This is a genomic window from Paenibacillus sp. YAF4_2 (assembly GCF_052113225.1).
In the GTDB taxonomy this organism is placed as follows: domain Bacteria; phylum Bacillota; class Bacilli; order Paenibacillales; family Paenibacillaceae; genus Pristimantibacillus.
The window spans coordinates 134,923-158,089 of sequence record NZ_JBFRCT010000008.1; the positions used below are offsets into that span (position 1 = coordinate 134,923).

General features: G+C 45.7%; 16 protein-coding genes. 14 read left to right on the forward strand and 2 right to left on the reverse strand.

The features are described 5' to 3' along the window. Positions 1-11 precede the first annotated feature (11 nt). The 3 genes from AB4Y93_RS19255 to AB4Y93_RS19265 all read left to right on the forward strand — a co-directional run bounded on the left by AB4Y93_RS19255 (position 12) and on the right by AB4Y93_RS19265 (position 6,321). Positions 12-2,558 carry a glycoside hydrolase family 38 C-terminal domain-containing protein gene (locus tag AB4Y93_RS19255; RefSeq protein ID WP_441894473.1) on the forward strand — a complete coding sequence of 849 codons (2,547 nt, stop codon included), beginning with the start codon at positions 12-14 and terminating at the stop codon, positions 2,556-2,558. A gap of 226 nt (positions 2,559-2,784) precedes the next feature. After that, positions 2,785-5,646, forward strand: coding sequence for an alpha-mannosidase (locus tag AB4Y93_RS19260; protein ID WP_441894474.1), 2,862 nt, complete (start codon positions 2,785-2,787; stop codon positions 5,644-5,646). Between the two features lie 3 nt (positions 5,647-5,649). Beyond that, complete coding sequence (locus AB4Y93_RS19265) at positions 5,650-6,321, forward strand: SGNH/GDSL hydrolase family protein (RefSeq protein WP_441894640.1); 672 nt, start codon at positions 5,650-5,652, stop codon at positions 6,319-6,321. A gap of 65 nt (positions 6,322-6,386) precedes the next feature. Here AB4Y93_RS19265 and AB4Y93_RS19270 read toward each other — a convergent pair whose 3' ends face one another. Then, on the reverse strand, positions 6,387-7,469 hold the full coding sequence (locus AB4Y93_RS19270; RefSeq protein WP_441894475.1) for a Gfo/Idh/MocA family protein: 1,083 nt from the start codon (positions 7,467-7,469) through the stop codon (positions 6,387-6,389). A gap of 36 nt (positions 7,470-7,505) precedes the next feature. Beyond that, positions 7,506-8,456: an MTP-1 family protein gene (locus AB4Y93_RS19275; protein ID WP_441894476.1), complete on the reverse strand. Its 951-nt coding sequence runs from the start codon at positions 8,454-8,456 to the stop codon at positions 7,506-7,508. A gap of 144 nt (positions 8,457-8,600) precedes the next feature. Here AB4Y93_RS19275 and AB4Y93_RS19280 point away from each other — a divergent pair, with 144 nt between their 5' ends. The 11 genes from AB4Y93_RS19280 to AB4Y93_RS19330 all read left to right on the forward strand — a co-directional run bounded on the left by AB4Y93_RS19280 (position 8,601) and on the right by AB4Y93_RS19330 (position 22,779). Further along, entirely contained in the window at positions 8,601-9,458 is an 858-nt protein-coding gene (locus AB4Y93_RS19280; RefSeq protein WP_167276859.1) for a helix-turn-helix domain-containing protein, read from the forward strand. A 444-nt stretch (positions 9,459-9,902) separates the two neighbouring features. After that, positions 9,903-10,817, forward strand: coding sequence for an ABC transporter permease (locus AB4Y93_RS19285; protein ID WP_441894477.1), 915 nt, complete (start codon positions 9,903-9,905; stop codon positions 10,815-10,817). A 13-nt stretch (positions 10,818-10,830) separates the two neighbouring features. Beyond that, positions 10,831-11,727 (forward strand): carbohydrate ABC transporter permease, encoded by an 897-nt coding sequence (locus AB4Y93_RS19290; protein ID WP_167276867.1) that lies wholly within the window; start codon positions 10,831-10,833, stop codon positions 11,725-11,727. 115 nt (positions 11,728-11,842) lie between these two features. Next, entirely contained in the window at positions 11,843-13,483 is a 1,641-nt protein-coding gene (locus tag AB4Y93_RS19295; RefSeq protein WP_441894478.1) for an extracellular solute-binding protein, read from the forward strand. Positions 13,484-13,518: 35 nt separating this feature from the next. Then, entirely contained in the window at positions 13,519-13,725 is a 207-nt protein-coding gene (locus AB4Y93_RS19300) for a hypothetical protein (protein ID WP_441894479.1), read from the forward strand. Between the two features lie 316 nt (positions 13,726-14,041). Beyond that, positions 14,042-16,033, forward strand: coding sequence for a discoidin domain-containing protein (locus AB4Y93_RS19305; protein ID WP_441894480.1), 1,992 nt, complete (start codon positions 14,042-14,044; stop codon positions 16,031-16,033). Between the two features lie 26 nt (positions 16,034-16,059). Continuing rightward, on the forward strand, positions 16,060-18,102 hold the full coding sequence (locus AB4Y93_RS19310; protein WP_441894481.1) for a discoidin domain-containing protein: 2,043 nt from the start codon (positions 16,060-16,062) through the stop codon (positions 18,100-18,102). Positions 18,103-18,588: 486 nt separating this feature from the next. After that, positions 18,589-19,041, forward strand: coding sequence for a signal peptidase II (lspA, locus tag AB4Y93_RS19315; RefSeq protein ID WP_441894482.1), 453 nt, complete (start codon positions 18,589-18,591; stop codon positions 19,039-19,041). A gap of 192 nt (positions 19,042-19,233) precedes the next feature. Beyond that, positions 19,234-21,255, forward strand: coding sequence for a beta-galactosidase (locus AB4Y93_RS19320; RefSeq protein ID WP_441894483.1), 2,022 nt, complete (start codon positions 19,234-19,236; stop codon positions 21,253-21,255). A 148-nt stretch (positions 21,256-21,403) separates the two neighbouring features. Continuing rightward, the gene (locus AB4Y93_RS19325) at positions 21,404-21,976 is read left to right on the forward strand and encodes a LysE family translocator (protein ID WP_441894484.1); all 573 of its coding nucleotides are present in this window, start codon (positions 21,404-21,406) and stop codon (positions 21,974-21,976) included. 23 nt (positions 21,977-21,999) lie between these two features. Further along, on the forward strand, positions 22,000-22,779 hold the full coding sequence (locus AB4Y93_RS19330) for an AraC family ligand binding domain-containing protein (RefSeq protein ID WP_441894485.1): 780 nt from the start codon (positions 22,000-22,002) through the stop codon (positions 22,777-22,779). Positions 22,780-23,167 lie beyond the last annotated feature (388 nt).

Below are 23,167 nucleotides of genomic sequence, written 5' to 3' on the forward strand. Positions count from 1 at the left end.
AGGTGAACGGGATGAATCAGGTCAAGAAGGCTTATTTCGTAGATGGCTATCATGGCGGTATAAAAGGTCATATGCCGCTAGGCTCTTGGGCGGATGTCATTCGACGTCTTGAGGAGAATCCGGCATGGAAGCTGTGCCTTGATATTGAGCCGATCTCCTGGGAAGCGCTGCGCCGGACGGATCCCCGTTCGTATGATGCAATTAAGAGTCATCTGCTGGACAACGCCGATCGTGTTGAAATGGTGGCGGGCAGTTATGCCCAGCCGTATGGCTGGGTGATCGGCGGAGAAAGCAATATCCGGCATTTAATACGCGGTAAAGAGATTATTCATAAGCATTTTCCTGGTATCATCATCGATACTTATGCGACACAAGAGCCTTGCTGGAGCAGCAGCTATCCTCAAATTCTTCGTTCACTCGGTTATAAGCGTGCTGTGCTTAAAAATCCGGGTACGGGATGGGGCGGTTATGCTTCAGGGACAAATTACGAAATGGTGTTATGGGTTGGACCGGATGGATCATCGATCCCATGTGTACCGAGATATGCATGCGAAGAGCTTCTTAATTGCTGGGAGTCAGAAGCCGGATATATGAAGCCTGAATTTGTAGATAAGTGTATTGCGCAAGGGATAACAAATCCCGTTGGCAGCTTCCTGCAGGATCTGGGTTGGCAGGCGAGGCCGTGGCTTGAAGCGGATTATATTCAAAATGTCACGTGGCGCGAATATATAGATGAAATTGCGGCGAAGCCCTCCGAAGAATGGCATTTCACTCAGGAGGATATCCGTTGTACATTGCCTTGGGGTGAAGGGACTCTACAAAGGATGTCGCGAGAGGTGCGTTCGGCAGAGCAAGCGGTCCTTGCGGCAGAGAAGCTGGCCTCTATTGCTAGTATGTTAGGCGGCTACTCTTATCCAACGGATAAGCTTCGAGAAGCTTGGGATCAATTGCTCTTGTCCCAGCATCATGATGCCTGGATTTGTGCAACAACGAGAGTTGGACGTGATCAATGGGCGTGGCAGGCAGGAGCACAAAGTTGGATGGCTGAGCGGATTGCTAATGAGATTCGTGACCAGGCGATGGACAGTATTTGTCCGGAATCAAATGATGATGGAAGTGGAGCTCATGGATATGGCATTCGAGTATTTAATACAGCAGGCATCGTGCGGAAGGAATTAGTCGAAATTGAAATTCCGGCAGCCGGGTTAACGAATTTCATTCTTGTGAAAGACGCCGAAGGCAAGCAGATTCCTAGTCAAATCGTTCCGACTCGGGTATCCCCCGAGGATGGCTCTCTTTATGCTTGTAAACTGCTCTTTGAAGCAGAGCCTCCTGCAATGGGCTACCGCGATTATGTTATTGAGCATCTGAAGCAGGCTGCTTCTGAGACAGATGCTTACCCTAAACAGGATGATAACCACGCGAGTGTTGTTGTACATGACGATCATGCCGTAATCACGACCGATTTATATAAGATTCATATCGACTCGACAAGAGGCGGTGTCATTACAGCGTTATTTGACCGGGAACAAAACCGTTCAATCGCTTCTCCAGATCGTCCGTTTAATGAATTTACGGGCTATCTCATCTCCGAAGCGCGATGGGCAAGCAGCACGGAGTCTCCTGTTGTTGTAAATGTAAAAGAAAACGGTCCGCTCCGTGTTGTGATCGAGATGAAAGGGACATTCGCAGACACCGATTATGTAACGACTTTATCGGTTGCCAAAGGCAGGCGAACAATTGATTTCCATGTACGTTTCCATTTTAAGAGCGATACTTGGATTGGTGACCCTTGGGAAATCGCACCAGAGAATCGAAGCACTGAACGCAGAAAATCCCATCATAATACCCGTTCTAAGCTGCAGGCTCGATTCCCGATTGCTCTTAGCAACGGGAAACTATATAAAAATTCCGCCTTTGATGTAACGGAAAGCCGTCATTCGAATACTTACTATGAACGTTGGGATGAGATTAAGCATAATATCATCCTCAATTGGGTGGACGTATACGATGAGCAAAGCAATAGCGGTCTCGCAATTTTCTCCGATCATACGACGGATTATTCGCATGGGGAAGATGAACCGCTTGCTCTTACACTAGGCTGGAGCGGGGAAGGCGGCTTCTGGTGGGGTAAGCGACCACTTCAGGATGTTCAAGAGATGCATTACGCGATCTTGCCGCATAGTGATCGTTGGGACCTCGCAGGCATTCCGCAGGAATCACAGCGTTGGACAGAACCACTCCTGCCAGTACATATTCGGTTATCTTCTAATAACGCTCAAGACATGTCGCTTTTGCAGGTTACGGATCCTTCGATTGAAATCAGCTCCATGCAGCGGGATGGTGAGGATATCCTCGTAAGATTATACAATTCGAGCTTAGAGTGTTCGAGCTTCTCGGTTATGATTGGCGCCGATTCGTGCGATGTCACTGCAGCTGAGCTTGACGGAAAACATAAAGAAGCGCTTCAGCGCATGATCTTGCCGGACGGCAGATCTAAAGTTAGCCTGACGCTTCCTTGTCATGGACTTGCAACACTGCGAATTTCTAATTTTTGATACAACAAAGACGAATCTATAGGATGTGAACCCGGATTTGAATACGAGAAAAGAGATTCAGTATCAACTTGAAAACCTGCTTAGGGCCAAGCAAAGGTTGATTTATAGAAAATTATCGTCTGTCGAATTTACCGGTTTTATCACGAATGAACGCCTTTCCTATTCAGAGATTAGTGATTACGGGTTCGAGCCAATACATCCTGGTGAACATTGGGGTAGTAATTGGATGTATCTCTGGCTGCGTGCAACCATTGTTGCTCCGAAGGAAGCGGAGGGTAAGCGACTGGTGATCCTTGCGGATTTTGGCTCGGAAGCGACCCTCTACATTAACGGAGTTGTTAGCGGTGCAATGGATATGCAGCATCACGATGTGACATTGACTCGTAATAGCCGGGAAGGTGAACAATTCGAGTTCGTTGCTGAAGCCTACGCAGGTCATTCCGGCCAACAGCCCGTGTTTGGTGAGTCGTATTTATGTCTTTTTGAAGAGGATGTCTATCAGTTTTTCATAGACCTCGAATGCTTGTGGCAGGTTCTTAAGTTCACGGATGCCAACTCGCTGCGGGCTGCGGAAATTAACCGTTGTTTGACGGAAGTGATAGCCGCCGTTGATTTCGGACTGGAAGAGGAGGAGCTTGCAAATCATATGAAGTTCTGCCGAGACCTGATGCAGCCGCTCCTGGAATGTGTCAACGGTTCAACATCACCGCTCCTGTTCCTAATGGGGCAGTCTCATCTTGATATTGCCTGGCTGTGGCCGATCGAAGAGACGAGACGGAAAATTGCCCGTACGATGTCTAATCAGCTCGCACTTATGGATGAATATCCAGAGTATCAATTCACTCAGAGTCAACCTTATTTGTTCCAACTGGCCAAGGAGCTTTACCCGGAGATGTATGCACGCATCAAGCAGAGGGTAGCAGAAGGGCGGATCATTCCTGAAGGGGGAATGTGGGTGGAGTCCGATACGAATCTAGCAGGCGGGGAAAGCTTGATTCGCCAGTTCCTTCATGGCAAGCGGTTCTTCCAGGAGGAGTTCGGCAAGGACAACCAAATGCTTTGGCTGCCTGATGTATTTGGTTATTCCGGCAATATGCCGCAAATTATGAAAGGCTGCGGAATCTACTATTTTGCATCGGTGAAGATGTTCCAGACCTATGAAAATGTGGTAGATCCATTCCCATATAACACGTTCATGTGGGAGGGGATTGATGGGTCGGAAATTTTGACACATCTGCTGGATTATGGCGATTATCCGATTCGGGTTAATCCATCGTTCCTAATCGGACAGTGGAACGACCGTGTGCAGAAGGACGGTATTTCATCCAGACTCGTGCAATTCGGACATGGAGACGGTGGCGGCGGGGCTAACCGGGATGATATGGAATTCCTGCGCCGGCTCGAAAATCTAGAAGGTGTGCCTCGGACGAGACAAGGCTCGCCAATTGATTATTTTGAAGATCAAGTGGAGAGAGGTATTCCGGATGCGAAATACGTTGGAGAGCTGTACTATCCTGCCCACCGGGGGACGTATACGACTCAGGCGAAGCTAAAGCGGTTGAATCGTAAGACGGAAATTGGCTTCCGCGAGGTTGAATTATGGGGTGCGGCGGCGGAGCTGCTTCAGACAAAAGCTTATCCGTACGAGAAAATGGACCATCTGTGGAAGCAGCTGTTATTGCATCACTTCCATGATATTTTGCCGGGTACATCTATTCATCGTGTCCATGAAGAGGCACAGGCTGAGCTGACCAAGCTGCATGGGACGATACATGAAATGGCTGACGAGGTCAGAGCTTCTTTGGCAGGGAAAGATTCAGCAAGTGTAACCGTATTTAATTCGCTTTCCTGGGATAGGAAGGAGCTTGTTGCCCTGCCGGATGGCGTTCGTGCGATAGCAGATCATTCGGGGAAGATGGTGTCGGTACAAAGGCATGAAGGTACCCTATATGCCGAGCTGGCGTCACCGGCTATGGGCTGGTCGACATATATCGTCATCCAAGAAGATCAATTAGCGCCAACAATCGCATCCTCAGCTGTTACGGCAACCGAGTCACACCTGGAAAATGAGTATCTGGCTATTGAAATGAATGATCGAGGTGAATTCATCAGTATCGTTGATAAGCAGACGGGTACCGAGTGGGCAGCGGATTCATGCAACGTTATAGCAATGTACCGGGACCAGCCTTCCGCATTTGATGCCTGGGAGATTGATCGCCGTTATCAAGCGTCCAGAGTTGCACTGGAGGACAAGGCTGAGATTACGGTCACGGCTAATGGACCACTCTTTGCTAGTGTTCGTATAGAACGGAAGCTTCATCAATCGACGATCGTGCAGGATATCCGGATTCGTTCCGGAAGCCGGAGAGTTGAGTTCCATACAACGGTGGAGTGGAATGAGAAGAATAAGATGCTGCGTGTTGATTTTCCGGTTAATGTTCATGCTAATGAATCCATGCAGGAGATTCAGTTCGGTTATGTACGCAGGCCTACTCACGCTTCCCGGCCGCATGATGCGGACCGGTTCGAGGTAAGCCAGCATAAGTGGACCGCGCTAGCGGAGACGAACCGTGGCTTTGCACTGTTAAACGACTGTAAGTATGGGGTTGCGGTAAAAGATCAAACGATCAGTATGACACTTCTTCGTTCACCGTCCTATCCGGACGAGACATCTGATCAAGGCACACAACAATTCACTTACGGCTTCCTATTCTGGGACGGGACGTTTCACGACAGCCGGGTCATTCAGGAAGCTTATGAACTTAATTATCCAATGTATACTTTGCATGGAGCCAGCAGCCTGATCGAACAATCTCTCCTCCAAGTTGATCAGGCGAATATCATTGCAGAGACGGTTAAGCTTGCCGAAGATGGAACTGGGGATTGGATTATACGACTATATGAAAGCAAAGGGTCTTCGGTGTCTTGCGGCCTTCGTGCCGGACTGCCTTATTCCACTCTGTTTGAGACCGATATGCTGGAAAATAACCAAACGGAGCTGCCTGTCATTAATGAACGAATTCATCTGCAATTCCGGCCATTTGAAGTGAAGACCATTCGTCTTGTTAAATCAAAGGAGGTAGTTTAAATGATGAAGCTTGGGCAAGGACAAAGGCTTGTGATGATTGGTGATTCGATTACCGACTGCGAACGTAAATTTCCGCAAGGGGAAGGATTATTTCAGGGCGTAGGCAAAGGTTATGTAGCCTTGGTGGATGCTTTGCTTGCGACTGCTTATCCGGAACTGTCTATCCGAGTAACCAATATGGGAATTGGCGGTAATACTGTGCGCGATTTAAAAGCGAGATGGCAGACGGATGTGATAGATCTTAAACCGGATTGGCTGACTGTTATGATTGGTATCAATGATGTATGGAGACAATTTGATCAGCCGTTTATTCCGGAATCGCATGTTCTGTTGGAGGAATATGAGCAAACCTTGGAGGAGCTGGTGACATCAGCACAGCAAGGGCTGCAAGGACTTCAGGGAGTTGTCCTTATGACGCCATTCTATTTGGAGCCAAATCCTGAAGATTGGATGCGCAAACGGATGGATGAATTCGGTCAGGCTGCTAAAAGAGTTGCCGAGCGATCAGGTGCCCATTTCGTCGATATCCAAGCGGCATTTGCTTCGCAGTTCAAATATATCCATCCTACTGCAATCGCTTCTGATCGTGTGCATCCTGGTTTGGCTGGCCATATGGTTATTGCACGGGCAGTGCTTAAGGCTCTTGGCTTTGAATGGGAGCGAATGGAAGGCTAGCAAATATGGCGCCATCGGGATTTCTCCCAATGGCGCCATTATCTTATTTTGAATTTATTAAATGATCAGAAAGGCAGCTCGATAGCGACTTCTCTCTTCAGAGCGGAGGAGCGGAGTACGCCGTCGATAATCGCTTGCTGAATGACGATCTGCTCTCCAGGAATAGGAGCGGGACGGCCTTCCCGTACAGCCTCGGAGAAGTCACGAACCTTCTCAAAGAACAGGTTGGTATCCGAATTGGTTACAGGGATTGGAGTCTCCGTTTGCTTGCCCATGAAATCATGGAACAGCTTCATATCGCCGACACGGCCATCCCAAACGCCCGACCAGTTCCCTGTACCAAAAGGATTTACTTTAAGACCACCTTCTGTACCAAGGAACATCGTGGAGCCGAGGGAATCCATGTGCATAGCCCATGAGATTTTGAATTGCAGAACCAGATCATTCTCAAAGCGGACAAGCGCTACTCCAAAATCCTCCACATCGAATTTGGCTGCTTCCGGATGATAAGTAGGATTGGTGCCGAAATGATTGGAGGTATACGCCGATACGGTAAGCGGCTTTGGATAGCCAAGAGCATTCAGTGCCATATCAAGGGAATAACATCCGATGTCTGCCATGGCACCAGCACCTGCCAGATCCTTGCGGATGAAGGTACCGCCCGGCATGCCGCGTCTGCGTCCGCCGCCAGTCTCTACAAAGTAGACCTTGCCCAACTTACCAGATTGGACGATGTCGTTAACGACCTTCATATTAGGGTCGTAACGAGGTTGGAAGCCGATTGTCAGCATGCTGCCGGATTCCTGGGAAGCATGGACCATATCAATCGCTTCCTGCAAGGTAACGGACATCGGTTTTTCAAGCAGTACAGCTTTGCCGGCACGTAAAGCGTCTACCGTTGTAATATGGTGCGACGCGTTTGGCGTACAAATGCTGACGCCGTCCAGATCAAGCTCCAGCAGCTTGCGGTGATCTTCAAAGGGACTTGCTCCATGCAGCTGCTCTTTATCAATGAAGCTTTCTGCTTTGCCGGAGATTACATCGGCGACCGCTACAATCTCAACATCAGCCAGCTGCTTATAAGCTCTTACATGGGCAGCGGCAATTCCGCCGCTGCCGATAATTCCGATTCGTTGTGTTTTCGCCATTTTAAAATTCTCCTTTTCTTATATGAGCTTCATAGGTTATAGGGGGAAGGTTACGATGGGCCCTTCCTGTTCGAACGGGTAATCAATGACGATACGGCCAGATTCGGTATCACCGATCCCGCTGTAAAGATTGACCCTGCCGTCAGGCCGCATCTCGATGCCGGCTGTAAAGGCACAATCCGTCAGATTAGACTTTTTAGCAGGTCCTTCAGGATAACAAGGGCGAGTGCCAATAATTTTAAGATCGGTGAAGTGATTGGTTAGCGGATCCAATACGAATGACATATTCATATAGGCTAGCGTACCATCGTCTGATCTATAACAAATATGTCCAATGACACCGACTTTACCGCTCTCTAGAAGGTATGCTTGGTTGCAGCCACCCCATTCATCCTTCTGGAATAGTCCAGGGATATGCGGTGCGTTCTCAATAATCTCCGAGGACAGCTCATCAAGACTGTTGATGACGGTAAAGCCGATGAGAGATTCACTGCCGTATTTTTGACGCACTTCTTCACTCCGCGGTCTGGAGAATACGCCGATTTTATTATGAGTAAGCTGGACTAGCCGGATATCCTTCATGCGATCCGGACCCGTGGTGAAATAGAGAAGATCTTGAAGATCTGTTCCTTTGTAAAAATAACCGTAGAACGTATCCAATTGTCCTAAGTTGTAACGGACATGCGTGCCGCCTAGGACAAGCTGCTTATCAACCATGCTGATATAGGGATCTTCAAGCTGATAGATCATGCTGCCTGGAACTAGAGTCCACTCATCCGGACCGGTTTGTTCAAACAAACGTACCCAGGAGCGGGCCCATTCCTCTCGTTTTTCTACTCGGCCATATATATAGCGCTTACCGTTCCATTCGAACGGAATTGATGGATTATAGACGTCGAAGCCAGGGATGCCTAGGAAGCTAAGCTTTGCGCTTTCATAAATGCGTTTGTTATCTTCGAATAACTGACGTTGTTCAATCAGATTCATTGCTCGAGATCTCCTTTCCGTCGTTTGTCTAGTCAGGCTAATCGTAATAGAAGGAAGGACATAAAATCTTGTTTATATTTAATATATTTTATGGTATTTTGACATGGTATTTAACCACATGCGAAAGAACAGGAGGTGGCAGCTATGTTAAAGCTTCTTGCAGCAGATGGGATAGACCCAGAAATTCAAGCTCACTATCGGTTAATCACTTCCATTAACGATACAGTTGGTATGCATACCCATGATTTTTTTGAGCTGTTTCTTATCTTAAAAGGCAGTGTTGTTCACGTGATTAACGGCACGCGACAGCTCCTGCAGGAGAATACGCTTGTGTTCATACGCGACCGGGATGTTCATTGCTATGAGCAATCGAATGAAGGGGACTGCCAGTTCATTAATCTTTCTTTTTATAAAGAGGTTATTGATGAGCTGTTCACTTTCTTAGGGGCTGGATTTCCAAGTGAAAAACTGTTTGAACCGGAATTACCCCCAACAATCCTGTTGTCCAAGACGGAAAAGGAATATGTGCGTTACCGGCTCGACCAGATGAATGTAACTCCTTCGGACGAGAAGCTGGTTGTCAAAGCAGAGGTGAGGGCTTTGCTGACGGATTTATTCTCCCGTTATATAAGGATTACAGTTGAAAAGGATAATCCTTATGGACAACCGGATTGGTTTCTGGCGCTTTGCTCGGAGATGAGGAAAAAAGAGCATTTTACAAGGGGAACATCAGCCTTACTCCAATTGTCAGGCAAATCACATGCTTATTTGTGCAGAATGTTTAAGCTGCATCTGAAGACCTCACCTACGCAATTCATTAATGAACTGCGAGTGTCTTACGCTGAGAATTTGCTGCTTAACTCGGATATGGACATCCTGGATATTAGCTTGGACACCGGTCTTGAGAATGTCAGCTATTTCTATGAGTTATTCAAAAGAAGACATCATATGACGCCTTATCGATTTCGGCAATTCGGTAGAATGATGCGTGACAAAATGTGAGGAGCCTGATTCGTCGTCGAATCGGGCTTTTAGCCTATGTTAAAGGGTTGGCATACTAACCTATACTAACTTTAACTTAAATAATAGGAAAATGTAGGATAAAAACTGTATTGACGTCTCAAAAAGTATGTGTTAATTTTAACATAGTATAATAAGATTGGGAGGGGGAGATAAGCCGTTCCTATTGAATCGCATCCCTTAGTGGCCATGCTCCTTTCTATACTTAAATCATGTGGGTTTGCTTGTCATCACTTGGATATCGTGCAGGAGGCATCTTATTCTGGCTCAAAATTGAATACGCTTCCAATCCAGTTAGTTTCCTAACTTTTCCAACTAAAGTATCGCAGTAGAGGTGAATTTTATCTGTATGGCTTAAAATTGCAGTCGAAAAATGGTTAGTTGGTATACTAATTTGAAAAAAAAGGATTTTGAAGGGGTGTTTTTTTGGAGACAACCAATAGAAGCTTATGGTCGCGGATCATGAGACATCGATATCTTTACTTGATGGTTTTACCGGGTTTTCTGACTGTCTTAATCTTTTGCTACTTTCCAATGTACGGCATTCTAATTGCGTTTAAAGATTATAGTGCGGCTAAAGGAATAATGGATAGCCCATGGGTTGGATTTAAATACTTTAACACTTTCTTTCATGATCCGATGGCGTTCAGGGTGCTCAAGAACACTTTATTGTTAGGGGTATTTACGTTGTTCTGGTCTTTCCCTGCTCCAATCATTCTAGCTTTACTATTTAACGAACTGCGAAACAAAAGGTTTAAAAAAGTTGTACAAACGGTTTCTTATTTCCCACATTTTATTTCGGTTGTTATCGTTGCCGGTATGATCAAGGAGTTTACGGCGAGAGACGGACTTTTTAATGATATCATTTCATTTTTTGGCGGATCGCCCATCATGTTTCTGCTCGAACCAGATTATTTCAGAACCATCTTCATTTCATCGGGCATATGGCAAGGGATTGGTTTCGGTACGATCATCTACCTGGCTGCGTTAAGCGGTATCGATCCTACCCTTTATGATGTAGCGGAAGTGGACGGCGCCAATCGGTGGAAGAAAATTGTACATATCACATGGCCCTCATTACGATCTACAACCGTTATCCTGCTTATCTTCGCTGTTGGCGGAGTACTCGGGACAGACTTCCAAAAAATTATATTGCTCTATTCGCCTGAAACGTACAGCGTGGCGGATGTCATAGGCTCCTACGTATACCGACAGGGGATATTGGGAGCGCAATATGAGTACACGACGGCTATTGGCTTGTTCATGTCCGTTATATCCTTCATTGTTCTGTATCTGACCAACTGGATCAGTCGTAAGGTTTCAGATACAAGTTTGTTCTAGGAGATGAGAAGCAATGAAAAAGATGAGCTTTGGTTCCAGAGCTTTTGACACGGTTAACATTCTTATCATGCTGATGATTCTGGTCGCTGTGCTGTATCCAATCCTGAACATTATAGCGACGTCTGTGAGCAGCTCCCGATTCATCTCTTCAGGCAGTGTGACCGTCTGGCCTAAAGGCTTCAATATTGAAGCATATACAACCGTATTCAAGGACCCCTTTATATTTAAGGGTTATATCAACTCCATTCTTTATGCTGTAGGCTCTACGGGTCTCATGCTGCTATTCACATCCTTGTTTGCGTACCCGCTTACGGTTCAGGGGTTTGTCGGAAAAAAATTTCTGACGATCTTTCTTATGATTACCATGTTCTTTGGCGGAGGCTTGATTCCTACTTATTTGCTGATGCGAAGCATGCATTTACTAGATACGGTGTGGGTCATGATTCTTCCAGGTGCCATTGGAGCATACAACGTCTTTCTATTTCGAACCTTTTTCATGAATATTCCATCCGAGCTTAAGGAATCGGCCTTAATGGATGGAGCCAATGATCTTGTTGTCCTGTTCCGAATCATTCTGCCTTTATCGAAAGCACTGCTTGCTACGTTTGCTTTATTTGGACTTGTAGGAAGCTGGAACAGCTGGTTTGAGGCATTAGTTTATCTCCAGGATCAGGATAAATATCCGCTGCAGATGGTATTAAGAAACTATTTGTTCACCATGGATACCAATGCTATTGCAGGAAGGGTTGGCGCTGGCAACGTTGCGATTAATCAGGCGGGGGATTCTCTTGATCCTCAGGCTGTACGAATGAGCGTCATCATTATTACGATGTTCCCCATCATGTGTATCTACCCGTTCTTCCAGAAGCATTTCACAAAAGGGGTGCTGGTTGGTTCGATTAAGGGTTAGGGGAATGGTAGGCACTGTAGTAATGGGAATTCTACTTGGGAGGTGATAGCACCGCGTTGTATCTAGTAAGCCTCATTTCATGCTGTAAACCAATAATTATACAGGAGGGGTTTGTATGAAAAGAAAGACCACGTCTTTGCTTTTAGCTTCCATGTTGGCTCTCACAGTAGCAGGCTGTACCAATAATACGAATAATACTAACGTACCAGATACTAGTTCGAATACAGGTGCGACAGATAGCAAGCCTTTGAGCTTTTCGGTAGCGCTGCCATCTAATGGTGTAGATAACGAGAACAGTATGATGGGTAAAGAATGGCAGAAGGAAATGGAAGCGTATATGGGCAGGAAGGTTAATATTGACTTCAACTATATTCCGTCCTCCGAATACGATGAAAAGCTGAAATTAATGATTGCTAGTAATGATCTGCCGGACTTCTTCGTCACTCCATTGTTTTACGATACGACTGAAATGGCAGAGCAAGGTCAGATCCTGGAGTTAAGTCAGTACAAGGATCTTATGCCGAACTATATGAATTATTTGAGCAAGGTTAAGAATGGTCTGACGCGTGTAACGAATGCCGAGGGCAAAATGTATACCTTTAAAGAAACGTCAACGCCAAGGTACCCAGCTGATAAAGGCATGCTGATTCAAAATACATCCTCGTACCGTTATGATCTTTTCCAGCAAAATAATATTAAAATTCCTGAAACATGGGATGATGTTTACCAGGCTGCTAAGAAACTGAAAGAGCTGTACCCGGATAAATATCCGATTGCTACAAGATGGAACAGCTTACGCTCCTTATTTGCTGCGGATCATGTAAAGGATGATATTTATTGGAATGGCAGCAAATATGTTTATGGTGTTCTTGAGGACGGATATAGGGATGCTCTGCAATTTGCCAATAAGCTTTATGCGGAGAAGCTTCTGGATCCAGAGTATACCATCGATACGGATGATACGCTTAAACGTAAAGCTTTGAATGGCGATAACTATATTTGGCTAACCCAATGGTTTACGACTCCAGCCGAATATACGAGAACCGTAAATGATGGAAAAGTTTTCGCGGTAACTCTCTACCCGGATAACCCGGATTACGGCAAATCGTGGCAGGAGGTTGCAAACGGCAATACGCCTGATCTGGGCTGGGCTCAGTTCTGTATCAATGCCAAAACAAAAGTTCCGGAGGATCTGATCAAGCTTGTTGACTATCAATACACAGACAAGATTATCAACATGGTTACTTGGGGGCTTGAAGGAACGACATATACAGTTGGAGCAGATGGTGTCCAAACCTTTAATGATGAATTTAAAACGGCACCGGATCCATGGTTAGTAGGCGATAAGTACGGAATCCGTGCAAGTAAAAACTATAACCCTGGTCTGCAAATGGTTAACGATTCCAAAGCCTTCGTAGACTTCGCAGCGAAGGATTACACCTACTTCAATGGCAAATATGAAGAGGTTCCTATTGAGAAATCGCCTTATCTGACAAGCTTGCCAATGCCTAATAATGATTATGTTCCTTCTTCCTATAGTGAGCCTAGCATTCAATTTACACAGGACGAAAGCCAGAAGATTTCCGAAATTATGAACCCGGTTAAAACCTTTGTAACGGAAGAACAGGCTAAATTTGTATCGGGCAAATCCAGCTTTGAAGACTGGTCCAAATTTACGGATAAGTTGAAGAAAATGGGCGATATCGATAAAGTACTGCAGATCTACAACGATGCTGCAGCGCGTGCAACCAAGTAATTCATATAGTTTCTTACAGATGGGAGTGAGAGATTATGGTCAAACCAATTGTTGGGCTTCAACTATATACTCTGCGTGATTTAACCGAGAAAGACTTTATGGGTACTATTCGAAAAGCGGCACAGCTGGGGTATAAAGCGATTGAATTTGCTGGATTTTACGATACACCTGCCAAGGAAGTCAGGGCACTCCTCGATGAGCTTGATTTGCTGGCACCATCTGCGCATATCGGGATTAATTAAAACATTCTCCTCATCATCACTGGAGAGTGCAGCGATCAGCCTAGCGTTTTTTCATAGGAACGGCTTTTAATCTGCAAGAGCAGTAGAAGTAGTTCACGAAAATGAGGAGCAGTTTGCCGACAGCATGCTGCTCTTTTTCGTGAAAATAGTTGGTTTACAACAGTAATGTAAGCGCTTTATTTATTTGAAATGCTTAAGGAGGTGATGCGATGATCTAGTGTTGTGAGCGATTAGGAGAAGCATGAGGAGGTTCATTCTGACATCATAGATGATGAGATGAGATAGGGACATTATATGAAGCGGAGGATTATAACGTATGCAATTGAAGTTTCGGAGAACATCCGGGATCGTAGCCTCAATCCTGCTGAGCTTGGCTGTATTCCCGAGTACGATGGCGGCGGACACAGCCGCACCTGTATCCGTATCTAGCCAGGCCTATAACGAGCAGCCTTTCAGCATTCAAGTCGTTGATTCAGAGACCGGACGAGGCATTCCGGCAGTAGAGCTGAGAACAACGAACAATATGATTTACTATACAGACAGTGCAGGATATGTCGCGTTCAAAGAAGTCGGACTAATGAATGATACCGTATTTTTTCATCTGTCTAGTGACGGCTATAAGGTGCCCCAGGATATGTTCGGATACTATGGGCAGGCCGTTGAGGTGACACCAGGAGGAAGTATTAAGCTGACGATGGAGCGGGTGAATATCGCCGAGCGGCTGTATCGCTTGACCGGTCAGGGTATTTACCGGGATAGCATATTGCTTGGCAAGACACCGCCGATTGAAGAGCCGCTTTTGAACGGGAAGGTCATGGGTCAGGATTCCGTTCAGACGATCAAATACAAGGGCAAGCTGTATTGGTTCTGGGGGGATACGGATCGTGTAGCTTATCCGCTGGGGAATTTCCGTGTTACAGGGGCTACCTCGAAGCTGCCCGGGCAAGGCGGACTCGATCCAGATGTAGGTGTTGATTTAGATTACTTCACGCAAGAGGATGGCTTCGTCAAAAGTCTTGTTCCTTCTCTGTCTGATGGGGCGAATATTGCGTGGGTATTTGGTTTAATGACGGCTAAGGACGCAAGCGGAAAGGAGCGGCTGCTTGCCGGCTACAGCACGCATAATCCGGATCTGTCCGCTTTTGGGATTCTCCAGTTCAACGATCAGACGGAGCAGTTCGAGCAGCTTGTCCAATTCCCCGACAAGAACGACTGGCGCCATCCGGGTGGTCAAGCGAGCTACTATAAGGAGAATGGCAAAGGGTATTGGATATTCACTGAGCATCGGATGCCAAATCTTCGAGTGCCGGCGACTTATGATGCGATTAAGGACTATACGAAATATGAGTCTTTCACGGCGCTCAAACCGGGAACGACATATAACGGTGCAAATACACAGCTTGAACGGGACGCAGCGGGTAAGCTCGTATGGGGCTGGAAAAAGAATACTCCACCGCTGAAGCAGGATCAGGAGAAGGAGCTCATCAGCCTGGGATTAATTAAGGCAAACGATACACGTTATTACCAGCTGAAGGATGTGGATACTGGCGCTGACGTAACGTTAGCAGGCAGCTCCGTTGAATGGAATGATTACCGCCAGAAGTATGTGATGTTTGGGCAGCAAATGGGCGGAAGTACATCAGGACTTGGCGAAATGTGGTTCGCGGAGGCACCAGCGCCGCAGGGGCCTTGGACAACTGCTAAAAAAATCATTACACATGACAACTACACCTTCTATAACCCGGCTCACGATGAGTTTTTCGATAAAGCCGGCGGCAGATACATTTACCTAGAAGCCACTTACACGAATACTTTCACGGACAGTGAACCAACGCCGCGCTATAACTACAATCAGATGATGTATAAGCTTGATCTTGCCAATCCCAAGCTGGGGCTTACGCCGGTAGTGAGTGATTTGGCAAAAAGCAAAGCCATTACCTCTTCTTCGTATGAGAAGGATCATCAGGCCAATCTCGCTATTGACGGTAATTCTGCGACACAGTGGACTTCTGACTCAAAAAATAATCCGCAATGGCTGAAGGTTGATCTTGGTGCTCCAAGCCTTATTCAGCGAGTGGTGTTGAAATGGGGGACTGCGTACGGCAAAGCATACCAGATTCAATCTTCGAACGATGGAGTGAAATGGACCGATCTGTACAGCACGAAAAAAAGTGATGGTGGTGTTGACGAGATAAAGCTTAAGGACACAAAGGCAAGATATATACGGCTATACGGAACATCAAGCGGAAGTTCTCATGGCTATTCTGTGCTGGATTTCGAAGTGTAYGGAACGCCCCAGAATACCTAATAAATCTTGATTGGAGGAGATAACACATGAGATTTCATTTTCGCAAAGCATCTGGAATAATGGCGGGAGTTATGCTTGCAGTGGCCATAATTCCCGGTACTTTCGCATCGGCAAGCGCAGTGGATGGTAATCTTGTTGGAAAGCCAACACAAAGCCAGGTTTATAATCAGCAGCTGTTCAAAATTCACGTCGTGGACGCCGAGACGGGCAGAGGCATTCCGGCCGTGGAGCTGAGGACAACCAACAACATCAGCTTCTATACGGATAGTGCCGGTAATGTTGCTTTTGACGAGCCGGGGCTTATGAATGAAACCGTCTTTTTTCATCTGTCCAGCAGCGGGTATGAAGTGCCAACGGACATGTTCGGCTATCGTGGTCAAGCGGTTAATGTGACGCCTGGCGGGAACGTGACGATTCAGATGAACCGGATTAATATCGCTGAACGGCTGTACCGGGTAACCGGGCAAGGGATTTACAGGGACAGTGTTATGCTTGGTGAGACAACTCCAATCGAAGAGCCGCTTCTTAACGGGAAGGTCATGGGTCAGGATTCGGTTCAGACGATCAAATACAAGGATAAGCTGTACTGGTTCTGGGGCGATACGGATCGGCCTTCCTATCCACTAGGAAATTTCCGTGTGACAGGTGCCACCTCGAAGCTCCCTAGCCAAGGTCTGGATCTCGATGTTGGTGTAGATCTCGACTATATTACACGTGAGGACGGCTTTGTGAAAAGTCTCGTTCCGCCTCTATCCGATGGAGCGAACATCGCTTGGGTTTTTGGACTAATGACGGTACAGGACGATAGCGGTGAAGAACGGCTGCTGGCTGCTTACAGCACACATGATCCTAACCCTCATTCGTTTGGTATTCTGATCTTTAATGATGAGAAGCAAGAGTTTGAGCAGCTGGTCCAATTCCCTGGTGTCAGCGACTGGCGTTACGCGGGAATGGGCGGGCAAGGAACGTATTATGAGGATGGCGGCAAAGGGTATTATATTTTCACACAGCACGAGTATCCGAATATTCGGGTTGAAGCGAAGATGGATGCCATTGTAGATTACACCCAATATGAGTATTTTACCCCGCTTGCGCCAGGGACGACTTATGCCGGGGTAAACACACAGCTTGAGCGTGATGCTGATGGCAAGCTGGTATGGGGTTGGAAGAAAAACACGCAAATGCTTACACAGGAACAGGAGAAAGAGCTAATTGGACTTGGTGTTCTCCATGCAGATGATGAGCGTTATTTCCAACTGAAAGACGTGGATTCAGGAGACGACGTTCAAATCGCTCAAAGCTCCGTTGAATGGAATGAATACCGCCACAGCTATGTGATGATTGGTCAGGAGAAATTCGGCAAGACCTCGTTGCTCGGCGAACTCTGGTTTGCGGAAGCACCTGCTCCCAACGGACCATGGAAGGTCGCGAAAAAAATAATTACCCACAACGAGTACTCCTTCTATAATCCTTCCCAGCATGAATATTATATCAAGGACGAAGGCCGTTACCTCTATTTCGAGGCAACCTTTACCAATACGTTTACGGACGCTCCGGCTATGCCGCGTTACAACTATAATCAGATGATGTATAAGCTTGACCTTGCTAACCCGGTGCTGAACTTGACACCGCCAACAGGTCCGGAAATCATTGAACTAGCTAAAGGAAAAGCAATTACTGCTTCTTCCTCGGAGAGTGCACACCAAGCTGTTGATGGCAATGATGGAAACAGCCAAACACGATGGGCATCTGACTCCTCGGATCCGCAGTGGATTCAGGTTGATCTCGGCGCTCCGAGACTAATCAGCCGAGTTAGACTGGAATGGGAGGCGGCTTATGGCAAGGGCTATCAAATTCAAGTGTCGAATGACGGGCAGAATTGGACCGATGTCTACACCACGACTTCCGGAGATGGTGGTACCGATATCGTCAATTTCGACGAAACCGAGGCCAGATATGTAAGGATGTACGGCACATCCAGAGGGACGATGTACGGCTATTCGTTATGGGAGTTTAAAGTGTTTGGGCAGGCAGCGAATTCAGAAGCTCCTGAACAGGTAGAGGAGTAATCAGCAGACAATAATTAGACTTTAGAAAAGAGACATTCGTTTCCTCTTATTTGGGAAGCGGATGTCTCTTTTTACTTTGCTGCATCCTCCTATGCGTCACATAAGCTAAACGCTGTTACGTTGGATTTCGTCCAACGTAACAGCGTTTAGAGACGTCACGTAGCCCCCTATGTTGGATTTAATACAGTGAAAGGAGCTCCACTCGCCCAGTAGTCAAGGTATTAGCCCGATTCTGTTGGATGGAATCCAACAGAGGGGCAGGGGCTAGATACAAGGAGCGATTATACTGGATGAAATCCAACATGCGGAGTGCGCGGTATCATGGTAACTGTATCTCCTATGCGTTGCATACGCTTAAACGCTGTTGCGCTGGATTTGTAGCCTAGGATTGCTGAACAGTCAATCGAGTTAAGAGATTATGATATCATTAAGAGGAATAGAGGTATAAAATTGTGGGGTAAATCAACGAGGAAAGGCGAGAAGTATATGCTTTTTTATATCATTGCAGCATTTGTTGTATTAGTTGATCAACTATCAAAAATTTTAATCCGTATTCACGTAAAGATTGACGAAACCTACTCCCTGTGGGGTGTTCCAATGACTCATATTGAGAACAGTGGGATGGCTGGAAGCCATTTTCAAGGTTATGGTCGTCTCTTTGGGGTCTTAGCTGTCCTGTTTATTGTGGTTGTGATCTACAATCGAAGAAAAGGGATGATTAATGGGAAAACGATCGAGATTAGCTTGGCTTTCCTGGTAGGGGGAGCGGCTGGAAATGGCATTGATCGTCTGTTGTTTGGGGAGGTCACTGATTTTTTAGTGTCACGTTCCGGTAACGGTGTGCTCAATATGGCGGATCATGCAATTGAAATCGGAGTATTGCTATTAATCATTAGTTTGGTTATTCGACCGTTAAAGAGAGTTTTTAGTCATGGTTGAGTTTGTGATCCGAAATGATTAGCAAGATTTTAATCTTAATTGGTTATGAGTGTTTGAAATTTAGCTGTCTTTTAAAGGTTGGATGACAATATTTTGATACAGGTCGCATCTTTTTGTCGTTTAAACAAGTCAGCCCGTCCTCTAAAATGAAGGTGAGAGTTTACTTTACTTAAATAAGAGGAGAGCTCAAAAATGCAGCAATTATACTATGGTGTGGCTTACTACGACGAATATATGCCTTATGAGAGACTGGAAGAAGATATTCGAATGATGAAGGCTGCCGGCATTAATCTTGTCCGTATTGCAGAGTCGACATGGAGTACCCATGAGCCTCAAAATGGGATCTTCGATTTTACTAGTGTTGATCGTGTCCTAGATGCAATGTATGAAGCGGGAATTCATGTTATCGTCGGAACGCCAACGTATGCTGTGCCAACATGGATGGTTAAGGAGCATCCGGATGTACTGGCAGAGACATCAAGTGGGCCAGGGCGTTATGGGGCAAGGCAGATCATGGATATCTCTAATCCGAAGTATCTCTTTTATTCAGAAAGAATCATTCGTAAGCTGATTGGGCGAGTATGCAAGCATCCCGCTGTAATTGGGTATCAGGTAGATAACGAAACAAAGCACTACGGGACCAGTGGAGCTAATGTTCAGCATCGGTTCATTAAATATATGAAAGACAAATTTGGTACAGTGGAGCAGCTGAACAAGGAATTTGGCCTTGACTACTGGAGTAACCGAATTAATAGCTGGGAGGACTTCCCTTCGGCTGTAGGTACGATTAATGGCAGTCTTGGTGCAGAATTTTCCCGATTCCAACGTCAGCTGGTTACTGATTTCTTAGCTTGGCAAGTATCCATTGTGAATGAATATAAACAGCCTGATCAGTTCGTGACACATAACTTCGACTTTGATTGGCGCGGATATTCGTTTGGTGTCCAGAAGGATGTAGACCACTTCGAAGCGGCAAAGGCACTCGATATTGCTGGTGTCGATATCTATCATCCCTCTCAGGACGAGCTGACAGGGAAGGAAATCTCCTTTGGAGGCGACTCTACTCGTTCTCTTAAGGGGAATAACTATTTCGTGATCGAGACACAAGCGCAGGCCTTTCCGAATTGGACCCCTTATCCTGGTCAGCTTCGGCTTCAAGCTTTCAGCCATCTCGCTTCAGGGGCTAATATGGTCGCTTATTGGCATTGGCATTCGATTCATAACTCTATTGAAACCTATTGGAAGGGCCTCCTGAGTCATGATCTGAGAAGCAATCCAACATACGAAGAAGCGGTAACGATTGGACGAGATTTTAAGAAACTGTCTGCTAACCTAGTTAATTTGAAAAAAGAAAACCGGGCTGCAATGCTTGTCAGTAACGAGGCGTTAACCGCAATCGAATGGTTCAAGCTGCCTGGAGGCGAAGTGCGTTATAACGAAATTGTTCGTCTTCTCTATGATCGGTTATATGAAATGAATATAGGCTGTGACTTGCTGCACCCAAGCTCTTATGACAGGTTCAAGAACTATGATCTGATTGTTGTTCCAGCACTGTATGCAGCTTCAGATGATCTCCTGGAGAAGTTAAATCAATATGTGGAGTCGGGCGGCCATGTGGTTTATACGTTTAAGAGCGGGTTTGCTAACGAGCATATTCAGGTCCGAACGGGCATTCAGCCGGGTATAATACAAAAGGCATGCGGCATTCAATATAGTCAGTTCGTAGAGCCCAACAAGGTTTCGCTTAAGGGGAATCCTTTTGAAGTTGAAGAGGAGTTTAATCAAGTTAAGGTCTGGATGGAGCTCCTTACACCAACAACAGCGGAGGTGCTCGCCTGGTATGATCACCCTCACTGGGGGACTTATGCAGCCATAACGGAAAACAAGTATGGTCGTGGTACAGCCACTTACATCGGTTATGTGCCAAGTCCAGAGGTTGCGGGGAAAGTATTAGAGAGGGCCTGTAAGGCTGCAGGGTTATATGACCTGGATCAAGAGCTTCGTTTCCCGTTAATCGTTAAGTCGGGAGTAAATGAAGCGGGTAAGACCATCCGGTATTACTTTAACTACTCAAGTCAATCGAAGTCTTTCTCGTATCCCCATAGGAGCGGGATAGAGCTATTGTCTGGCCGGAATATCCTGCCGGGTGAGCCAGTCGAGTTAGACCGCTGGGGTTTTGTCATTATTGAGGAGAACGAAGCCTCTGTGAAATAAGGTAATATGGCAGTTCGTTTAGGAAGGCCCAAACAGTGTCACACGTTTGGGCCTATTTTCATGCTAGAGGAACATCTGCAATAATGTACTATAGGCAATTCCTTTTCGGATGTAGGGTATGAGGAGAGCATGAAAGGAGCGGCTTCTCATGGATATGACATCCTTTTTTCTTTACTGTATGATTGCTACGTTTACACCCGGGCCTACGAATATACTCATCTTGTCTACGGCGACCAATGCCGGAGCGAAGAAAGCGATGAAATTCTCGTATGGCTCGGCAATTGGTTTTTGTTTATTGCTTGTTCTCTCTGCTGCTTTGAATACGATGCTCATGACAGTGCTGCCTAAGATCCTGGTGTTCATGCAATTAACAGGAAGCCTGTATATGGTTTATCTTGCGTATCGAATGATTAAGAAGAATACTTCACAAGCAGCGGTAAACCAAGCGGCAACCTTCCGATCCGGCTTTGTGCTGCAGTTTCTAAATCCCAAGACCGTATTGTTCGCCTTGACCGTTATTCCAACTTTTATCATACCTTATGCCGGGATCCCAATGGTTACCGTCTATATCGCAGGGATAACGTTAATCGGATTTTCTGCTTTTATTASCTGGGTTGTGTTTGGTGCCGTATTTAAGGAGTTTTTACACAAGCATCAAACGGCGGCGAATCTGATCATGGCTTTATTTTTAGCTTACGCAGCCATTATGATATGGGAATAGGTAAGCATATGCAGAGGTGCAAGATGGAGAAATTTATATATAAGAAATCGGCAGGTATTACGGCGTTATCAGCAAGTATGACGGAGTTCAAGTATAAGAAGCATGCACACAAGGAGTACGCGATAGGGGTCACCTTACGTGGTATTCAACATTATCATTTGGACGGCAGTCTGCAATTATCCCATAAGAATGGCATTATGCTGTTTCACCCGGAACAGACTCATGACGGAATGGCACATGATAAATCAGGGCTTGATTATGTGATGCTTTATATTGATCCTGAGCTGTTGTTACAAGTAATGGAGAAGAAGGATATCATGCGTTTCACAAGTCCTGTCGTGTATGACCGAATGCTTGAACAAAAAGTATTAAATCTGTCCAATGCCATATTAAACGAAAAAGATGAGGCTTTGTGCAGTGAATTATTCCTGTCACTCACCGATCGCCTTGATCACTCCAGTCTTTCAACAGACTACATGAGGAAAGATCATGTGTTAATCCGAAAAGCCAAGGATATGATTCATGCCGATTTGGAGCATGTTCTGAAGCTGGATGAGATATGCAAGGAGCTTCAGCTGTCCAAATATCAATTTATTCGTTTATTCAAGGCTCAGACAGGAATTTCACCCTACCAGTATTTTCTTAACTGCAAGGTTGAACATGCCAAGCAGGTCATTGAACAAAGCAAAGACATTTATTCTGCTGTAGCTGCCTGCGGTTTTGTTGATTTGACTCATCTGAATAAGCATTTTAAAAGTGTATATGGAACAACAGCATACGAGTATATCGCGTATCTAAAATAAAAATGGCTGAACAGGATCAAACCTGCTCAGCCATTTTTATTTTTCTACTCCAGCTTGCGGTAAGCACGAGGGGAGAGGCTGGGCTGGGCAGTTCGCATCGGTATGTGTCAGCAGTTTAGTGCTAAAAAAAATAGGTTATAAATTTCAACAAAATTAAACAAATTCAGGGGTTTACTGATGGTTCTATTTGTATTTGAAGGTATTCCGGAAGTCCTAAACACAGATATTTAGGGATTTAATCAGGATAAATGTCCTACGGAAAACGATTTTAAAATTATTTTTAATTAAATTAAATTTAAATGTTTACAATTGTTGAATCGTTAGGATATACTCTTTTTGGGAATGTAAGCGTATTCTTGTTGAAAATGTTGAAATGCGATGTCGCGCT

What these genes read in the sequence shown, in the direction of transcription:
- AB4Y93_RS19255 (WP_441894473.1), top strand. Translation starts at nt 12, where the DNA reads ATGAATCAGGTCAAGAAGGCTTATTTCGTAGATGGCTATCATGGCGGT.
- AB4Y93_RS19260 (WP_441894474.1), top strand. Translation starts at nt 2,785, where the DNA reads ATGTATCTCTGGCTGCGTGCAACCATTGTTGCTCCGAAGGAAGCGGAG.
- AB4Y93_RS19265 (WP_441894640.1), top strand. Translation starts at nt 5,650, where the DNA reads ATGAAGCTTGGGCAAGGACAAAGGCTTGTGATGATTGGTGATTCGATT.
- AB4Y93_RS19270 (WP_441894475.1), bottom strand. Translation starts at nt 7,469, where the DNA reads ATGGCGAAAACACAACGAATCGGAATTATCGGCAGCGGCGGAATTGCC.
- AB4Y93_RS19275 (WP_441894476.1), bottom strand. Translation starts at nt 8,456, where the DNA reads ATGAATCTGATTGAACAACGTCAGTTATTCGAAGATAACAAACGCATT.
- AB4Y93_RS19280 (WP_167276859.1), top strand. Translation starts at nt 8,601, where the DNA reads ATGTTAAAGCTTCTTGCAGCAGATGGGATAGACCCAGAAATTCAAGCT.
- AB4Y93_RS19290 (WP_167276867.1), top strand. Translation starts at nt 10,831, where the DNA reads ATGAAAAAGATGAGCTTTGGTTCCAGAGCTTTTGACACGGTTAACATT.
- AB4Y93_RS19295 (WP_441894478.1), top strand. Translation starts at nt 11,843, where the DNA reads ATGAAAAGAAAGACCACGTCTTTGCTTTTAGCTTCCATGTTGGCTCTC.
- AB4Y93_RS19300 (WP_441894479.1), top strand. Translation starts at nt 13,519, where the DNA reads ATGGTCAAACCAATTGTTGGGCTTCAACTATATACTCTGCGTGATTTA.
- AB4Y93_RS19310 (WP_441894481.1), top strand. Translation starts at nt 16,060, where the DNA reads ATGAGATTTCATTTTCGCAAAGCATCTGGAATAATGGCGGGAGTTATG.
- lspA (WP_441894482.1), top strand. Translation starts at nt 18,589, where the DNA reads ATGCTTTTTTATATCATTGCAGCATTTGTTGTATTAGTTGATCAACTA.
- AB4Y93_RS19320 (WP_441894483.1), top strand. Translation starts at nt 19,234, where the DNA reads ATGCAGCAATTATACTATGGTGTGGCTTACTACGACGAATATATGCCT.
- AB4Y93_RS19330 (WP_441894485.1), top strand. Translation starts at nt 22,000, where the DNA reads ATGGAGAAATTTATATATAAGAAATCGGCAGGTATTACGGCGTTATCA.